Here is a 17,864-nt window from a genome sequence, read left to right on the forward strand (position 1 = left end):
TTTTTTTCAATGCTGCACGTCATTTTTTAGACTTGTATATGTGCAACATTGCATCCATTTGTCGAATCGTTACTCATATATAACGTATTTCGATTCATGGATGCTAGTATTATCTTTGAATCAACAGTTTATTTGCTTTTTGATATCCACGTGGTAACAGGGTTCCTTTAGAGCCTCGTTTCCCAATATATTTTTGCAAGTCATGCCCTTTAAGTTTTAATTGTTGCTGTCCTGCAAGCACTTGAATTGTTTCATCAAGTTTCAATATTGTCATGGATAAAATTTGATCTTTATCTTCAAGTTGTATCAATTTATTACCTTTACCTTTATTGAGTACAGGTAATTCCGACAGATCAACAACCAGTAGACGGCCAGCTGAACTGAGTAGTGCAACATGAGTTGCGTCTTCCAGCGGCTGCAGGTTCATGACCTGTGCACCTTCAGATAGGTTCAGGAAAGCCTTGCCAGCTTTGGCATTGGTATCCAGCTGCTTGGCCTGGGTTTTAAATCCATAACCTTTACTGCTGATTGCCAGGATTTCCGCATCATCTTCAGCGACCAACACCTGCTTGAAGCCTACCCCACTTGCCGGAGACAGTTTTGAACTCAATGGTTCACCAAGTCCTCGTGCCGATGGCAGGCTATTGATTGGCAAACCATAGCTACGACCACTATCGTCTAATACATAGACGCGTTGATTAGACTTACCTTGGGCATGACTGAGATACTGATCGCCCACACGGAAATTCAGATTTTCAGCATCCACCTCATGCCCTTTGGCACAGCGAATCCAGCCCGCTTCAGACAATACGACCGTTACAGGATCCGCTGGCAGCATTTCAGTTTCATCAATTGCAGCGGCTTCGGCACGTTGTACGATTGGAGAACGGCGATTATCCCCAAATTTCTTGGCATCTTCTTTTAATTCATTGATGATCAAGGTTTTTAAAGACTCAGGATTCGCCAACTGTTCACGAATCACCGCAGCTTTGGCTTCCAGCTCTTCCTGTTCGCGGCGCAGTTCCATTTCTTCGAGTTTGGCCAGATGACGCAGCTTGAGTTCTAAAATGGCTTCGGCCTGAATCTCATCAATACCGAACCGTTCCATCAACACCGGTTTAGGCTGATCTTCCTCACGAATAATCCGAATGACTTCATCAATATTTAAGTAGGCAATGATCAAACCGCCGAGAATATGCAAGCGTTTTTCGATCTTGTTCAGATGATATTGCAGACGGCGAGTAACAGTAGTCTTACGGATTTCGATCCATTCCAGCAGAATACGACGAATCGATTTCACTTGTGGACGGCCATCCGCGCCAATCATGTTCATATTGACGCGATAGCTGGATTCGAGATCAGTGGTCGCAAACAGGTGGCTCATTACTGCTTCCGCATCAATACGGTTCGAACGCAGTACCACCACTAAACGTGTTGGATTCTCATGATCCGATTCATCACGAACATCAGTGACCAATGGCAGTTTTTTCGCCTGCATTTGATCTGCAATCTGGCTGATGATTTTTGAACCGGATACCTGATACGGCAATTCGGTAATCACGATTTCATTTTTATCAATGGTATATACCGCACGCATGCGATAGCTGCCACGACCTGTCGTCTGAATTTTAAGCAGCTCTGATGGTGGTGTGATGATTTCTGCTTTGGTCGGTAAATCCGGTCCCGGAATGTATTCTGCCATTTTGGCATCGGTCAGGTTCGGATTACGGATCAGGGCGATAGTACCTTTCACCACTTCGCGCAAGTTGTGCGGTGGAATATCGGTCGCCATCCCCACAGCAATCCCGGTGGTACCATTTAGCAGGATATTGGGAACACGTGCCGGCAAGTTGATGGGTTCTTTCATCGAACCATCAAAGTTATCCTGCCAGTCACAGGTACCCTGTCCTAGTTCGGATAAAAGCAGTTCGCTATATTGCGACAGTTTGGCTTCGGTATAACGCATCGCCGCGAAAGATTTAGGATCATCCGGTGAACCCCAGTTGCCCTGTCCTTCAATAAACGGATAGCGATAACTGAATGGCTGCGCCATTAAGACCATGGCTTCATAACAGGCCGAGTCACCATGTGGATGGTATTTACCCAGTACATCCCCGACAGTACGTGCCGATTTTTTCGGTTTACTGGTCCATTTCAGACCCAGTTCACTCATGGCATAAACAATACGGCGCTGTACCGGTTTCAAACCGTCACTGATATGTGGCAATGCACGATCCATAATCACGTACATGGCATAATTTAAATAAGCTTGTTCGGTAAATTCGGCTACGGAACGGTTTTCTGTCGCATGATGCGCAAGGCTTGTCATAACAACCTATAATCCTAAAATTCGTTTTTGTATCAATGTTTCTTATGCTAAGTCGCGGCTGTGTACTGCACAAGGGCAGTAAACTACACAGCGCGACAAATCGTGTCTTATGGGCTAAAAATATCCACTTTATAGCAGCTGAGCAACTAAAAAATCACCAACCTTATAAACCCATGGATTCTAGCGTCTTGCCCTTAGTCTCTTCACCCAGGACTAAAATGACCACAGCCACTGCAATCAGCACCGCAGTAAACATGGTAAAGACGTAACTGAAACCGTTTGGCATCCCCATCAAATGGGTTACGGCAAAAGGTGCAGCAATCCCGCCAATACGGCCAATTGCACCGGCCCAGCCTGAACCAAAAGCACGGATATTGGTTGGATACTGTTCTGGTGTATAGGTATAAAGAACGCCCCATGCCCCCAGATTAAAGAAGGACATCAGACAACCCCAGATCACGATCTCGGTAACACTGCCGGACTGACCAAAGAAATAGGCTGAGATCGCGCACATGCCGATAAAGCCAGCTAAAGTTGCCTTACGACCGAGTTTTTCGACCAGCCATGCTGCCGCAATATAACCCGGCAATTGTGCCAGAATCATAACTAGGACGTATTCAAAAGACTGCACGATGGTATAGCCTTCCTTGACCAGAAGGCTTGGTAACCAGGTAAAAATACCATAGTAGGAGAAAACGATCCCAAACCAGATTAGCCACAGCATCAAGGTGCGGCGGGCAAAAATACCACTCCAGAGCTGGGTAAACGAGATATTCTGCTTGGCAGCCACAGGTTTAACTTCAAAGATTTCCATAACTTCGACGCCGCATTTGCGCTCAATCTTTTTAACCAGAGCTTGCGCTTCATCTACCCGGCCACGATTGATCAGATACGGCACCGACTCAGGCACCAGTTTCCAGATTACGATGGCATACAGTGCCGGTATCCCGCCAATCATGAATGCAGCTTGCCAGCCAAAATCAGGAATCACAAAACGTGACACCAGTGCTGCCACCAGCCAGCCCAAGCCCCAGAAACTTTCCAGCAGCACAATGAAACGACCACGTACCCGTGCCGGGATATATTCACTGACCAGCGTCACCGCAACCGGCAACTGCCCCCCTAATCCCAGACCGACAATAAAACGGAATACCAGTAACCAGGTCAGATTAGGCGCAAAGGCACAGGCAGCAGTCGCCAGACTATACACCACCAGCGTACTGGCAAATACCGTTTTACGTCCCCAGCGATCCGCCAGTCCACCTGAGAAAATCGCCCCAATGGCCATACCGATAAAACCAATCGAGACCACCCAGCTTTTCTGGTCAGCGGTCATCTGCCAGTCTTCAGCCATTTTCGCCAGAATAAAGGAAATCAATCCCGTATCCATGGCATCAAACATCCAGCCAAGACCAATCACCCATAAAAGAGTGTAGTGGAACTTACCGATCGGCAAGCGCTGTATCCGAGAAACTAAATCCATAACAAAAATCTCTGATCAGGTGAAACGGGAGATGCTGCTGTCCCAACAGGAGGTTTGATTTTTTATTTTTTTATACTACGAATGCGTACACCTGCGGGAAGTTTTCCCTCCCACAGTTACCATAATTCATATCAAGATTCGTCTTTGGATGAAGCAGACTGTTCGTCATCATCCTTATAGATAAACTTCGGCATTTCCAGACCGAAATAGATTGCAATCAAACGCAAACTAAAGCCAAAAATCAGGGTGGAAATAATGGTCAATTCGAGTGACAGACCGAAATTGCTGCAGAGCCAATAGAAAATGACTGCAACAAAGGAAATACTGGCATACAGTTCACGACGGAAGACCAAGGGCACATCATTACATAAAATGTCACGTAAAATACCGCCCGACACTCCGGTCAGAACCCCAGCGACCGCACTGACTACAAAGCCATGCCCCATTTCCAGTGCAATCTGACAGCCAATGATGGTAAAGCCGATGAGGCCTAAAGCATCCAGTACCAGGAAGATATTGCGTAAATGACGCATCCATTTGGCAATCAGGATGGTGATAAAGGCGGCACAACAGGTCAGCACCAGATATTCCGGGTGTTTGACCCAGGTCAAGGGATAATGGCCAAGCAGTACATCACGTACCGATCCACCACCGAGCGCCGTGACACAGGCAATAATCGTGACCCCGAACCAGTCCATACTACGCCGACCGGCAGACAAGGCTCCGGTCATGGCTTCAGCGGTAATTGCAATAATATAGATGACGGTCAGTAACATCGCCCTGCTTCCACCTGAGGCTTTGAGATGGCGGCTATTCTAAGCTAAATCTATGTGAAAATTATAAAAAATGCGCACAACATTGCTTAAATTTTTTCCCGGAGCCACAGATGCACGGCTGTTTCATTGTAAGCTGTTGATCTGTCGTCGGATCCAGAAAGTACCAGCGATTTTCGAACTTCACAAAATGTGAAATTTCATGATGAATCTGAGCCTGCTTGCCATCGTGATAATGTGCTTTGAACTCGACCAGCGCATGAGTCTTGTCCAGTTTTTCATTGGCCTGCACGATTTCCAGCTTTAGCCATCGATTACTACGGCTCCATTCAGCAATGGCTGGCATGTCCAAAGCCTGCTGCTGTCTGCGGGCGGTAGTCTGCTGGATATAATCAATTTCATGCTTGGCAAAGGCACTATACCGCGAGCGCATTAATTGCTCGGCGCTTTGAGCCAATTGCTGGCCCTGATGTAGTGGCTGGCAACAGCTTGCATATTCACCTCGTCCACATGGACATGCTTCTGACATATTGATTCCATAAAAATAGCCCGACAATGCAGGCTATTTTAGCAAAATTTTAGCTTCGCCCTTCGGGCGTTGAACTAATCTTTCCGGTTCGCTGGGGCAATAATATGCACCTTATCAATCTTGTGGCCGTCCATAGTAACCACCTCAAAGATATAATCATCTGCTTCGAGCTTTTCGCCATTTTCCGGCAAGCGTCCCAGATGGAACAGGATATAACCCGACAAAGTTGAATATTCTTCCGTTTCATTGACCAGATCACGATCCAGAAGCAGTGACACATGGCGAATATCGGTTGAACCATCCAGAATCAGGCTGCCATCTTCTAGGCTCTCTACGGCTGCTTCTAGCTGATCTTCATCCGGGAATTCACCGGCAATCGCTTCCAGTACATCAATCGGTGTCGCTACACCTTCGATCGAACCATATTCATTCAACACCAGCGCCATTTGTAGCGGTGCCTGACGTAGCTGATCCATCACCATCAAGACCTGAGCATTTTCATGCACAATCACTGGTTCACGCAGATGTTTTTCGAAGTCTAAAATGCCTGTTTCGATGTATTCGTTCAGAACTTTATGGGTCAGCACGACTCCAGCAATATTGTCCAGTTCGCCACGCGCCACAATCAGGCGTGAATGGCTCATATGCAATAACTGCTCTTTGATACTGGCATGATCATCTTCCAGATCAATCCATTCCAATTCAGGACGTGGTGTCATCACCGACTTCACTGGACGTTCTGACAAGCCAAGTACGCCCTGCACCATAACGCTATGGTAGACCCCACTTTCATCATCATCAAAGACTTCATCAGCAAAGGCACGAGTCGCCAGTACATCTTCCGGTTCAGAAGAATCATTGTCCTGAGCCGGTTTCCCGCCCAGCATACGCATTACGGCAGACGCAGTACGGTAACGCATATCAGTAGTGGTCACCATTTTTTCCTGATTACGTTTCATGGTCTGGTTAATGAACTCGACAATTACCGAGAAACCAATCGCGGCATATAGATAGCCTTTTGGAATATGGAAACCGAAGCCTTCAACCACCAGCGAGAAACCAATCATCATCAGGAAGCCCAGACAGAGAATCACTACTGTCGGGTGCTTGTTGACGAAATCCATCAGCGCTTTAGAGGCCCACAACATGATACCGACTGCGATAATCACCGCGATCATCATCACAGACAGGTCTTTAACCATGCCAACTGCAGTAATCACGCTGTCGAGCGAGAACACAGCGTCCAGTACCACGATCTGCACAATCACCATCCAGAACACCGCCTGAACCGGATTTTCTTCCTTGGTTACAGGTTTGGCTTCCAGACGCTCATGCAGCTCCATGGTGCCCTTAAACAGCAGGAACACACCACCGAATAATAAAATCAGGTCGCGTCCTGAAAATGGATGCTCAAAGATATGGAATAGCGGTTCGGTAAGCGTTACGACCCAGGCAATCGATGCCAGTAACACCAGTCGCATTAACAGGGCTAAGCCCAGACCGGTAATACGCGCCGCATTACGCTGTTCGGGTGGAAGTTTTTCAGCCAGAATTGCAATAAAGACCAGGTTATCGATCCCGAGTACAATTTCAAGAACAATCAGTGTGAGTAAGCCAATCCAGGCAGAGGGATCTGACATCCATTCAAAAATCATCGCATCTGCTCCTCTAACCGAGGAGAAAGGCAAGTATTTGCATGATGAGATACAGGTTGATACCCGACTTGAATTAAAGACTTGATAATGTGACGTTTTATTAAATTAAAGCGCCAACTTCGACTACCCATATGAGTTCTATTGTAGTAAGACAGACTTTCAGTATATCAAGAACACCATGAAATTCACCTGTTTTCATCCGGGATTATGGATGAATTTGAATGAAAGATTTTGTCCTAAAATGAGGTCAGCTCATGGAATTGTCATATTTGTTAACTAAGTTATAGTAAGTAGATAAAAAAATGATAAGGTGAAAAAAATAAATGCAAAGTGTAATGAAAATGACCGATTATTTTAATGATAACTCCCCAAAAACAACACGCCCGCTAGTGGCTTTATATTGTGGCTCTCGTGCCGGCAACAAACCGATTTATCTGGAAAAAGCGATTCAACTTTCTCAAGGTCTGGCCGAACATGGTTTTGGTCTGGTTTATGGCGGCGCCAGTATTGGCCTGATGGGTCAGGTAGCAGACACCATGATTCAGCATGGTGGTGAAGCGGTAGGCGTGATTCCAGAATTTATGCTGGATTATGAGATTGCTCATCCTCAACTCACAGAACTGCATATCGTCACCAGCATGCATCAGCGTAAAGCCATGATGGCAGACCGGGCCTGTGCCTTTGTCGCCTTGCCGGGTGGTTTGGGCACTTTTGAAGAAATTCTGGAAATTGCGACCTGGGGTCAGCTAAATCAGCATCAAAAACCGATGATGCTGTATAACGTCAATGGTTTTTATAATCCACTGATTACCCAGCTTGATCTTGCCGTGCAGGAAGGATTCTTGCCGCCCCAGCATCGGGCTAAACTGATTGTCTGTGAGCATGCAGATCAGATTTATACCACCTTGCTGAATCTGGATGCTCCGCAACGTTTTGTGGTTTAATTTTTTTCATCTGCTTTAGATACCAATGATTTAAAGCCATGAAAAAAGCGAGCTTGATGCTCGCTTTTTTCATTTATACATGCAAAGACATTAACCTGAAATCGTGTGATAGAACCAAGGCAAAGTCGTCGCCAGAAACACACTAATGGCTAGGCCAAACATCAGTTTCATCGCGTCTTTGCTGACATTACGTGAAGTACGGTGCTTGTTGACTTCAGTCACCAGCATTGAAATGGCAAATTCACGACCAGCCAATAACCCCAAGAATACCCAAGTGGTACTCATCGGGATGTTACTCCACTCTTTGAACACCAGCAGAATCAGCGCATAAATGAAGTCGATAATCGTAGCAGAACGGACATCGGTCACTCCGGTCTTGGTATCGACAATATTCTGGATAGCTCCACCACGCTGGTAAAGAATCATGCCTAGCAGGATGACAAATACAGAAATGGCAAAGATCAGGAACTCAAACGGCACCTGACGCGGCACATAAACAAAGATATTGGCCAAATCCTGGATCAGCCACTGGCTCCACAGAAATGCCGTAGATAACCATTGCAAGGCCATCCACATCGGAGAATGTTGCTGATCGCGGGTTTCACTAAAATAGACCGCGAGTTTTTTCATGACCAGACGATAGATAATAATCGCCACAAAGAAAGCGACGGCGTAACCCATCATTGACTTGGTCAGCATGGAACCCAGACTGCTCGGAGAGAAGATAGTGAGCACCAAGAAAGTAGTACTCACCGGAATACCATATTTGGTCAAAATGATCAGTAAAAGAGGCGGTACTACATATAGCCAGGTGACCCCATCTTCAGGGAAAGGAATGGTTTCCAGACGTCCATAAGAAGCATCCCCTACTCCAGAGGCAAACCAGCCATAAATTAACACCACAACCAGAATAGTACTGATGTAAATCCAGAGTACCCACCATGGGCGATGTGAGTTCGATGAAATAAATGTTCCTAATGTTTGCGGAACATCATTCCCCACGATGGAATAGGCGGCCAAACAGAAGCCAACTACCATCAGAATCTCGATGGTCATAAGTACAAAACCTTTTACTAGACAGTTCCCAGTACAGCAGCTCTGGAAGTTTGCCCCAGATTATGACGGTTTTATTTCATTTTCATGACATTTCTGTCATATTTTTTGTAGCCTGCTCCTTACAAAGAAGCTTGAAGTTTTCCAAAAATGACCTATTTATGAATCCGTATAAGTTTGAGATGTTCGCAGTATAGAAATATATCTTTTACCCTTTCTCTTCAATAACTGAAATCAGGCTGTGAATTCATTAGCATTTTGTCTACACGACTCCTATTCACAATCGTTTTTATTTCAGTCACACTGCTGCATAGATTTCTTTAAACTATTAAAAATAGATGATTTTTTAAATCCATGAATGTCACGCCTACGCATCAATCCCTACAACCTGAATTCAGACTGCTGGTCTTGCTGGTGTCGATTGGCTTTTTCATGCAGGGCCTCGATACCACGATTATCAATACGGCCTTACCTGCGATTGCCAGTAATCTGCAAGAAGATCCGTTACGGATGCATAGTGTGGTGGTGGCCTATGTGCTTTCTGTGGCAGCCTGCATTCCCTTGAGTGGCTGGCTGGCAGATCGCTTTGGGGTTCGAAATATCTATTTTGCAGCAATCATTATTTTTGCTCTGGCCTCACTGGGCTGTGCCTGGTCTGGGAATCTGAATGAACTGCTGGTTTATCGGGTATTTCAAGGTATTGGTGGTGCTTTGCTGCTTCCAGTCGGACGACTGGCCATGCTGAAAATCATTCCTCGTACCCAGTTTTTGTCCGCCATGAGCCTGATGAGTCTGGCTGGATTGATGGGTCCTCTGATCGGTCCGACCTTAGGTGGCTGGATGGTGGAGTATCTATCCTGGCACTGGATTTTCCTGATCAATCTGCCAATTGGTCTGCTGGGTGCATTGATTACCTTTAAAGCTATGCCGAATATCACTGAACCGACGGTACAACGTTTTGATTTTGGCGGTTTTATTCTGCTGGTCATCGCGATGATTGGTTTGTGTCTGGGAATTGAAAACTTTGCCAATCCACAATATCCCCTCTGGTGGAGCTTAAGTCTGGTCGGAAGTGGTCTGATTGCCTCACTCATCTATGCCTATCATTCGCATACTCATCTAAATGCACTTTTTCGCAGTAAATTATTTAAAAATAAGATTTATTCGATTGGCATTCTAGGTAATTTCTTTGCCCGGCTCGGCGGTAACTCGATTCCGTTTTTATTGCCTTTAATGTTGCAGGTCGCTTTTGGTTTTGAACCTTTTATTACCGGTTTACTGATGATTCCAACCGTACTCGGTTCTTTAGCATCTAAACCGATTATCCGCAAAATCATTCAGCGTTTTGGTTATCGCAGAGTCTTATTGATCAATACCTTGCTGGTCGGTCTGTGTATCGCCAGTTTTGCCTTGACTACGGCGGAGACTCCAATCTGGTTACGTGCGATGCATTTCTTTGTGTTCGGGATTCTGAATTCGCTGCAATTTGTCTCAATGAATACGCTGACTTTAAAAGATTTAAGCCAGCAGGATGCCAGCAGCGGCAACAGTTTCCTGTCGATGATCATGATGCTGTCGATGAGTATCGGGGTGGCACTGGCAGGTACGCTAGTCAATATGTTTAGTGCCTACTTCGGCCCTGAGCAGCTGGATAATGCCTTCCACGTTTCGCTGCTCTGTCTGGGCTGTATTAACATTATTGCTGCCTATATTTTCTGGCATATCCCCAAAAACACGCCAGTCTAGGGCAGAATATATACTCGATATGAATATCCGTAAATCAGGCCACCACTCACAATGAAAGCAGCTCCCACCTCTAGCAACTGGAAAAAATACTCAGTGATTGCAGTCGGGCTGCTGATTACGCTTGTGGTGACGACTGTACTTTATCTACTGGTTTTCAAACAGCCATCAGCGCATGCAGCAGATTATCCGATTCATGGTTTCGATGTTTCTCATCATCAGAAAGAGATAGACTGGAAGAAAATCCCGAAACAGAAATATAAATTTGTCTATTTAAAATCTACAGAAGGCGGTGATTTTAAAGATACCAAGTTTCAGGAATACTGGCTGCAGGCCCGCGAACAGGGCTTTCTGGTCGGTGCTTATCATTTTTATCGGCTTTGCCGCGATGGCAGTATTCAGGCTCAGAATTTTATAGAGTCTGTCCCGCGTAAAACGGATGCCCTGCCTCCTGTCATGGATCTGGAATATGACAGCAAATGCATCAATCACTATTCCAAAGAGCAGCTGCTCAAGGAAATTCGGGTCATGCATGATGCCTTAAAACACCATTATGGCAAGCAGCCGATTTTCTATGTGTCGAAATCTTTTTATAACATTGTGCTGGCGGGAGAGTTTGCTGACGTACCGCTCTGGGTACGTGAGTACCAGGGTTTGCCAGATTTAAAGGGCCAGCCTAAATGGACCTTCTGGCAGCATAGTAGTCAGGGTGAAATTCCCGGCATTGCCCGTACTGTGGATCTGAATGTGTTTTATGGCTCGGAGCAGGACTGGAACAAATTTTTACAGCAGAACAGTATTCCCACCCAAGATCAGTCCAAGCCTCCGGCCAAGAAATAAACCCTATTTCTCCCTGATTCAACCATGAAATGGATATTGAATCCTTTAGGCAGGATATGCTTCATATTGAATAATGCTTTAGCTTGTTTACTTATCAATCTGGTCTCTTCCCAATCCAACTAAAGCCACTTAAGATACTGGATATGCGCAAAATTATTCATATCGATATGGATGCTTTCTACGCCTCAGTCGAGCTGCGTGAACGTCCGGAGCTGAACGCTCTGCCTGTGGTGATTGCCTCACATCATCCCCGGGCAGTAGTGGCGGCTGCCTCCTATCCGGCCCGCGAGTTCGGACTGCGTTCTGCCATGCCGATGACTCAAGCACGTAAGCTCTGTCCTCAGGTCATCGTGATTGAACCGGATTTTGCCAAATACCGTCAGGTCTCTGCGCAGATTCACCAAATTTTTCAAATTTATACTAAGGTCATCGAACCGTTGTCTCTGGATGAAGCTTATCTGGATGTCACCGAAAATTTACAGCTGATTCCAAGTGCCACTGAAGTGGCAATGCGCATTCGTGAAGATATTTTTCAAGTTACCGGACTAACCGCTTCTGCCGGCGTGGCGCCGAATAAATTTCTCGCAAAGATTGCCTCCGACTGGCATAAGCCGAATGGAATCTGTGTTATCAAACCTTCACAAGTACAGAGTTTTATTCAAGATCTTCCACTCAAGAAAATTCCCGGTGTAGGCAAAGTCACTCAAGAAAAACTAAAAAGTTTGAATCTGGAAACCTTGGGAGATTTACAGCAGATTGAAGAAGCAATCCTGATTCAACATTTTGGCAAATATGGACGGCGTCTTTTTCTTTATGCTCAAGGTATTGATGATCGGCCAGTTGAAGCTGAACGGGAACGCCAGCAGATTTCCAAGGAAACGACTTTCGATGATAATTTATATTTACCGCAATGCCAACCTTACTGGCAGCCATTAATTGCCCAGCTCTGGCAGAGTCTGGAAAAAAAGCAGCTCTCTGCCCGCGGGGTTACTGTGAAACTGAGAATGAAAAATTTTCAGACCATGCAGCATAGTAAAAGCTTCAGCCAGTTGCTGCGTAGCCCGCAAGAACTGGAGCAGGCTTTACACTTACTGCTTCAAGAGATGCATATTACTCCTCAACTGCAATTTCGGCTGATTGGGCTTGGCGTTTATCAGCTCGCTGCACGTGAAACAGAAACACAATTGCTGCTGCTTTAGGCCTATTTTGTACAAGTATTAGACGTTAGTTTAAAAATACGGCAACTTTGTTTTTACATTTTGAATTTTTGGAGTACTCTATCTGCGCAATGCATTATCCATGTATGTGCTGAGATGCTGGAAATCACCTTTACTTTCAGCATACTGTCCTGTGATTGGCGTGACGATCAAATCCGAATATTACAGGGCAACTCTGATGTATCTCATGGAATCCCTCCCTGCATGTCCTCTGTAAATTCTTCTGTTATTCAAGAACGGCGCGCGCGTAAAGCGGCGTTATCCAGTTTTGTTGGTGCCGTTGTCGACTGGTATGATTTTCTCCTTTACGGCATTGTTGCGGCCTTAATTTTTAAAGACCAGTTTTTCCCCAGCATTGGTGCCAATATGGGCACCTTAGCGGCGCTAGCGACCTTTGGTGTTGGCTTTCTGTTTCGCCCTCTAGGTGGTGTGGTATTTGGTCATTTCGGCGACAAGCTCGGCCGCAAGAAAATGCTGGTTCTGACTGTGGTCCTGATGGGGATTTCCACCGTCGGGATTGGTTTTTTACCTAATTTCGAAGCTATTGGCTGGTGGGCACCGGTTTTACTGGTGACACTGCGTGCCATTCAAGGCTTTGCAGTCGGCGGTGAATGGGGTGGTGCTGCCCTGATGGCGGTGGAAAATGCCCCTAAAGGGAAAAAAGCCTTTTATAGCAGTGGCGTTCAGGTCGGCTATGGCGTAGGTCTGGTACTGGCAACGGGCGCAGTATCCCTTATTATTGCTACACTGGGTGAAGAGGCTTTTGCTGAATGGGCTTGGCGGATTCCATTTATTGCCAGTATCGTACTGATCGGAATTGCGATGTGGATTCGCCGTGATCAGGATGAATCCCAAGAATTCGTAGAGAAAGTGATTAAGGCAGATCATCATCCAGAAAAACTGCCGATTTTGCAGGCCATCAGCAAACATCCGAAAGCCTTTTTCTATATTATTGCCTTACGTTTGACCGAACTGCTGACCATGTATCTGGTCACCAACTTTGCCCTGAACTATTCCACCAACAACCTGGGCATGGACAAACAGTTCTTCCTGAATATCACCCTGATGGTTGGTGCGATTAGCTGTTTCAGTATTCCTTTCTTTGCTTGGCTATCCGATAAAATTCAGCATAAAACTATGTGTGTCTGGGGTGGCTTGATCGGTGCAGTGTCTGCTTTCCCTTTCTTTATGGCACTGGATGCACAAAATACCTGGATGATTATTGTCGGTGCCATTCTACTGGCCAATGTTGCACATGACATGGTGGTCAGCGTGCATCAACCGATTTTTACCTCGCTATTTGGTACAGAATATCGCTATAGCGGTGCCGGAGTCGGTTATCAGGTTGCCAGTATTATTGGTGGTGGTTTTACTCCGATGATTGCAGCCTCCTTAGTGATTTGGGGTGATGGTTCATGGCATTATGTAGCTATCTATCTTGCGATAGGCTGCCTATTGACTGCATTAGTCGCAGCCTTGATGCCAAAAACCAAGGATTAAGCTGATGTCTGTTCAACGTTTGCATGTTTCACAACGCTTTTCTGAGATCGCCATTGCCGGCAATCTGGTTCATCTTGCCGGCCAGCTGGCGACAGATCTGGATCTGGATATCAAAGGTCAAACCCAGCAGACACTGGATATTATCGATCAGTTCCTGGCGGATGCCGGTACCGATAAAAGCCAGATCATGTCTGTGACGATTTATCTCAAAGATATTGAAAAAGATTATGCAGCGTTTAATGAAGTCTGGGATGCCTGGGTATCGGATATTCAAGCCCTGCCCCGCACCTGTGTCGAAGCTAAACTGTATGATCCACGCGTGTTAGTGGAACTGACTGTCGTAGCCGTCAAACCTGAATAGACTTCTATTCAGGCCTAATTGCTACTCATCTAAAATAGAAAAAAGTATGCACTTGGCATACTTTTTTCATTTAGGTTCTATCAGCTTAATGCTTTGACTTTACGTCGTTCCAGATCTGAATAGAGATGATATTTTTTGAGATCATTCACAGCAGTAAATTTCTGGTCTTTACTGGAATGCTCCTGCTCACGCAGGAAATCTCCTCGTAACTGATAATATTCCGGTACATCTTCATAGCGAATGACCCGATAACCGGCCATAGTCAACAAGGCATCCTGAAATTGTGCCTGCTGTGGACGTTTTAAAATCACCGGATCATCGACAGCTACAATGGCAACAATCTGGTATTGCTGATCCAGAATCACAAAATCTGCAATCAGATCACGATACTTGTGCCGGGTACGACCAAATTTGGTGGTAAGTAGTGCATCATAAGAAACATGTGCCAGTACAATGTAATCTGGCAACACTTCTTTAAGGCGTGTAAACGTCAGTTGTTCATTTGGATTAAAAATAGCGCGCTGTTTTAAGGCACTGTCTTGTGGTTTTGGGCTATTCCTTAGCTGCTTCCATGCCATGAGCACGACACAGAACACCAAGAAACTCCCTATAATCATATAGGTGGTCATGACTCAATCCTTGCATTCTTATAATCATTCTTGTTTTATTGTTATCCAGTATAAACCCATACTATTTTTAAAATTGCCCTGCTACCATTCTGTGTAGAGACCAATACAATTCGTAGCAAAACTTGATTGCCGGTTACTTAAAAACCGCTTTTTGCTATTTCAATAGAAATTAGGGTTAAATCCTTATACGCGACTGTAAAATAGTCTCCTGATAGATCGCAATATAAATCGGTTGAACTGTAAGACAATTCCGACAAAGTGTTATTTTTATATCATTTTTCAAAAATTTAAATCGACTAAAAATAAAATATTTTACATTTTAATTGAGAACCCGAAAGCTGCATCAATAAAGTCTGAACATAAAAAAGACACCGAAGTGTCTTTTTTATCAGCTTAATCAAGCACGTGATTTTGGCTTTGATTTTCCTTTCGGTTTAGGGCCGCCGAATGGTTTTTTCGCATCACCGGTTTCACGCGGTGGCAGACCGGTATGCTGGGTCAGAATCTGGCCTTTTTTCGGGCGATTATTCTGAGTTTGTCCTCCATTGCCTGGGTTGCCGGTACGTTTCTGTGAATCGCCTGCAACCGTCGAGTTCTTCTTACGTGCAGACTGGTATTGCCCATCTGTACCTGCAGGTTGATAGGTTGGAATCAGATGCTGCTTCGAGTTACCAATCAAGTCCTGACGCCCCATTTCCTTCAAGGCTTCACGCAATAAAGGCCAGTTGTTTGGATCATGGTAACGCAAGAAAGCTTTATGCAGGCGACGACGCTTTTCACCTTTCACGATGTCCACATCTTCAGTATAACGCGCGACTTTCGCCAGCGGGTTTTTACCGGTGTAGTACATGGTGGTTGCAGTCGCCATCGGTGACGGATAGAAGGTTTGTACCTGATCGGCACGGAAACCATTCTTTTTCAACCAGATTGCCAGATTCATCATGTCGTAATCAGTGGTACCCGGATGCGCCGCGATGAAGTAAGGAATCAGATACTGTTCCTTGCCCGCTTCTTTACTGAAACGGTCAAACATCTGCTTGAAGCGGTCATACGTTCCGATCCCCGGTTTCATCATCTTCGATAATGGACCTTTCTCTGTATGCTCTGGCGCAATCTTCAGATAACCGCCGACGTGATGGGTGACCAGCTCTCTAACATATTCCGGGTTCAGTACAGCTAGGTCATAACGCAGACCTGAGCCGATCAGAATCTTTTTAATACCCGGTAAAGCACGTGCTTTACGATACAACTGAGTTAATGGTGCATGGTCAGTATGCAGGTTTTGACACACGCCCGGGAATACACAAGACGGCTTACGACAGTTCTTCTCAATCTCAGGATCTTTACAGGCTAAACGGTACATGTTGGCTGTTGGGCCACCCAAATCTGAAATAATGCCGGTGAAACCTGGAGCCGTATCACGAATTTTTTCAACTTCACGCAGGATTGATTCTTCAGAACGGTTCTGAATGATACGGCCTTCATGCTCGGTGATCGAACAGAAAGTACAACCACCAAAACAGCCACGCATGATGTTCACCGAGAACTTGATCATGTCAAAGGCCGGGAAACGTGCATTACCATAAGATGGATGTGGCAGACGTGCATAAGGCAGGTCAAACACATAGTCCATCTCTTCAGTTGTCAGTGGAATCGGTGGCGGGTTGATCCAGACATCACGTTCACCATGTTTTTGTACCAAAGCACGCGCGTTCCCTGGGTTAGTTTCCAGATGCAGAATACGGTTGGCATGCGCATACAGCACAGGATCATTTGCCACTTCTTCAAAAGAAGGCAAACGAATCACTGCTAATTCACGTGGTGGTAATTTATGTTTAATCGCTTTAGATGCCGGTTGTAGCTGCACGATTTGCGTATCTGGGTCCAGGTTATCCCCTTCACGCACGATTGGATTCGCTACGATTTCTTTCTGGAAATTCTGGTATTGGCTTAAGCTATTGCCTTTATCTTTTTCGATTTCACAGCCGTCAATATCTTCGCTCATCACATATGGATTGATGATCGGATCAACACGGCCAATAGTATCGACATCATTGGATGCAATTTCGACAAACTGGGCTTTCGCAGCTCGGTTATGTTTATTAATAATGAATGCAGTACCACGGACATCGGTAATCTGATGAATCTTTTCACCTTTAGCCAGGCGATGCATGATTTCAATGATCGAGCGTTCGCCATTACCGTACATCAACAGATCTGCTTTAGAATCCATCAGAATCGAACGACGAACTTTATCTGACCAATAGTCATAATGCGCGATACGACGCAATGAACCTTCAATCCCACCAAGCAATACCGGCACATCCGGGAAAGCTTCACGACAACGTTGGCAATAGACGGTTGCGGCACGGTCTGGACGTTTATTCGGCTGGTTATCTGGTGAGTAAGCATCATCTGAACGAATCTTACGATCTGCCGTATAACGGTTAATCATCGAGTCCATATTACCGGCAGAAACACCCCAGGAAATATTCGGCTTACCGAGTACACGGAAGGCTTCTACATTGGTCCAGTCTGGCTGGGCAATAATCCCGACGCGGAAACCTTGTGCTTCGAGCACACGTCCAATGATCCCGGTCACAAATGACGGATGGTCAATATAGGCATCACCGCAGACAAAAATAAAGTCACAGCTGTCCCAACCGAGTTGGTCCATTTCCTCGCGTGACATCGGCAAAAAAGGCGCGGGTTCAAAACATGACGCCCAATATTTGTCGTAATCAAACAACGCTTTAGGCGCAGTCTGAGCGGTATAAGCAGTAGACATGGCTAGCAATTCTCGGCTGG

The 17,864-nt window shown here is 45.6% G+C and carries 14 protein-coding genes; 6 read left to right on the forward strand and 8 right to left on the reverse strand.

Annotation, left to right across the window (positions count from 1 at the left end; translation table 11 throughout):
• Nucleotides 1-109: 109 nt before the first annotated feature.
• The 5 genes from parC to FOC32_RS03345 all read right to left on the reverse strand — a co-directional run bounded on the left by parC (nt 110) and on the right by FOC32_RS03345 (nt 6,769).
• Nucleotides 110-2,329 carry a DNA topoisomerase IV subunit A gene (gene parC, locus FOC32_RS03325; protein WP_175966333.1) on the reverse strand — a complete coding sequence of 740 codons (2,220 nt, stop codon included), beginning with the start codon at nt 2,327-2,329 and terminating at the stop codon, nt 110-112.
• Nucleotides 2,330-2,492: 163 nt separating this feature from the next.
• On the reverse strand, nt 2,493-3,812 hold the full coding sequence (locus tag FOC32_RS03330) for an MFS transporter (RefSeq protein WP_005233444.1): 1,320 nt from the start codon (nt 3,810-3,812) through the stop codon (nt 2,493-2,495).
• Nucleotides 3,813-3,943: 131 nt separating this feature from the next.
• Nucleotides 3,944-4,588: a trimeric intracellular cation channel family protein gene (locus FOC32_RS03335; protein WP_104426945.1), complete on the reverse strand. Its 645-nt coding sequence runs from the start codon at nt 4,586-4,588 to the stop codon at nt 3,944-3,946.
• A 61-nt stretch (nt 4,589-4,649) separates the two neighbouring features.
• Nucleotides 4,650-5,114 (reverse strand): YchJ family protein, encoded by a 465-nt coding sequence (locus tag FOC32_RS03340; RefSeq protein WP_125279421.1) that lies wholly within the window; start codon nt 5,112-5,114, stop codon nt 4,650-4,652.
• Nucleotides 5,115-5,188: 74 nt separating this feature from the next.
• Nucleotides 5,189-6,769, reverse strand: coding sequence for a TerC family protein (locus tag FOC32_RS03345; RefSeq protein ID WP_104426943.1), 1,581 nt, complete (start codon nt 6,767-6,769; stop codon nt 5,189-5,191).
• 323 nt (nt 6,770-7,092) lie between these two features.
• Between FOC32_RS03345 and FOC32_RS03350 the strand changes: the two genes are divergently transcribed.
• Nucleotides 7,093-7,713 carry a TIGR00730 family Rossman fold protein gene (locus FOC32_RS03350; protein WP_125279420.1) on the forward strand — a complete coding sequence of 207 codons (621 nt, stop codon included), beginning with the start codon at nt 7,093-7,095 and terminating at the stop codon, nt 7,711-7,713.
• Between the two features lie 90 nt (nt 7,714-7,803).
• Here FOC32_RS03350 and FOC32_RS03355 read toward each other — a convergent pair whose 3' ends face one another.
• Nucleotides 7,804-8,769 carry a hypothetical protein gene (locus tag FOC32_RS03355; protein WP_125279419.1) on the reverse strand — a complete coding sequence of 322 codons (966 nt, stop codon included), beginning with the start codon at nt 8,767-8,769 and terminating at the stop codon, nt 7,804-7,806.
• Nucleotides 8,770-9,120: 351 nt separating this feature from the next.
• Between FOC32_RS03355 and mdtD the strand changes: the two genes are divergently transcribed.
• The 5 genes from mdtD (at nt 9,121) to FOC32_RS03380 (ending at nt 14,427) form a co-directional block, all read left to right on the forward strand.
• Entirely contained in the window at nt 9,121-10,512 is a 1,392-nt protein-coding gene (gene mdtD, locus FOC32_RS03360) for a multidrug transporter subunit MdtD (protein WP_175966334.1), read from the forward strand.
• Between the two features lie 51 nt (nt 10,513-10,563).
• Nucleotides 10,564-11,349 carry a GH25 family lysozyme gene (locus FOC32_RS03365; protein WP_175966336.1) on the forward strand — a complete coding sequence of 262 codons (786 nt, stop codon included), beginning with the start codon at nt 10,564-10,566 and terminating at the stop codon, nt 11,347-11,349.
• A gap of 143 nt (nt 11,350-11,492) precedes the next feature.
• On the forward strand, nt 11,493-12,548 hold the full coding sequence (gene dinB / locus FOC32_RS03370; RefSeq protein ID WP_175966338.1) for a DNA polymerase IV: 1,056 nt from the start codon (nt 11,493-11,495) through the stop codon (nt 12,546-12,548).
• A 222-nt stretch (nt 12,549-12,770) separates the two neighbouring features.
• Entirely contained in the window at nt 12,771-14,066 is a 1,296-nt protein-coding gene (gene shiA / locus FOC32_RS03375; RefSeq protein WP_175966339.1) for a shikimate transporter, read from the forward strand.
• 4 nt (nt 14,067-14,070) lie between these two features.
• A complete protein-coding gene (locus FOC32_RS03380) occupies nt 14,071-14,427 on the forward strand; it encodes a RidA family protein (protein ID WP_005233436.1) in 357 nt (118 codons plus the stop codon).
• An 80-nt stretch (nt 14,428-14,507) separates the two neighbouring features.
• Here FOC32_RS03380 and FOC32_RS03385 read toward each other — a convergent pair whose 3' ends face one another.
• Complete coding sequence (locus FOC32_RS03385) at nt 14,508-15,056, reverse strand: DUF2726 domain-containing protein (RefSeq protein ID WP_175966341.1); 549 nt, start codon at nt 15,054-15,056, stop codon at nt 14,508-14,510.
• A gap of 397 nt (nt 15,057-15,453) precedes the next feature.
• Complete coding sequence (locus FOC32_RS03390) at nt 15,454-17,844, reverse strand: YgiQ family radical SAM protein (protein ID WP_175968145.1); 2,391 nt, start codon at nt 17,842-17,844, stop codon at nt 15,454-15,456.
• Nucleotides 17,845-17,864 lie beyond the last annotated feature (20 nt).

The organism is Acinetobacter sp. FDAARGOS_724 (assembly GCF_013364475.1).
Lineage (GTDB): Bacteria > Pseudomonadota > Gammaproteobacteria > Pseudomonadales > Moraxellaceae > Acinetobacter > Acinetobacter variabilis.

Bases quoted from the DNA above. Each gene is read 5' to 3' on its own strand.
- parC (WP_175966333.1), bottom strand. From the start codon at position 2,329: ATGACAAGCCTTGCGCATCATGCGACAGAAAACCGTTCCGTAGCCGAA.
- FOC32_RS03330 (WP_005233444.1), bottom strand. From the start codon at position 3,812: ATGGATTTAGTTTCTCGGATACAGCGCTTGCCGATCGGTAAGTTCCAC.
- FOC32_RS03335 (WP_104426945.1), bottom strand. From the start codon at position 4,588: ATGTTACTGACCGTCATCTATATTATTGCAATTACCGCTGAAGCCATG.
- FOC32_RS03340 (WP_125279421.1), bottom strand. From the start codon at position 5,114: ATGTCAGAAGCATGTCCATGTGGACGAGGTGAATATGCAAGCTGTTGC.
- FOC32_RS03345 (WP_104426943.1), bottom strand. From the start codon at position 6,769: ATGATTTTTGAATGGATGTCAGATCCCTCTGCCTGGATTGGCTTACTC.
- FOC32_RS03350 (WP_125279420.1), top strand. From the start codon at position 7,093: ATGCAAAGTGTAATGAAAATGACCGATTATTTTAATGATAACTCCCCA.
- FOC32_RS03355 (WP_125279419.1), bottom strand. From the start codon at position 8,769: ATGACCATCGAGATTCTGATGGTAGTTGGCTTCTGTTTGGCCGCCTAT.
- mdtD (WP_175966334.1), top strand. From the start codon at position 9,121: ATGAATGTCACGCCTACGCATCAATCCCTACAACCTGAATTCAGACTG.
- FOC32_RS03365 (WP_175966336.1), top strand. From the start codon at position 10,564: ATGAAAGCAGCTCCCACCTCTAGCAACTGGAAAAAATACTCAGTGATT.
- dinB (WP_175966338.1), top strand. From the start codon at position 11,493: ATGCGCAAAATTATTCATATCGATATGGATGCTTTCTACGCCTCAGTC.
- shiA (WP_175966339.1), top strand. From the start codon at position 12,771: ATGTCCTCTGTAAATTCTTCTGTTATTCAAGAACGGCGCGCGCGTAAA.
- FOC32_RS03380 (WP_005233436.1), top strand. From the start codon at position 14,071: ATGTCTGTTCAACGTTTGCATGTTTCACAACGCTTTTCTGAGATCGCC.
- FOC32_RS03385 (WP_175966341.1), bottom strand. From the start codon at position 15,056: ATGACCACCTATATGATTATAGGGAGTTTCTTGGTGTTCTGTGTCGTG.
- FOC32_RS03390 (WP_175968145.1), bottom strand. From the start codon at position 17,844: ATGTCTACTGCTTATACCGCTCAGACTGCGCCTAAAGCGTTGTTTGAT.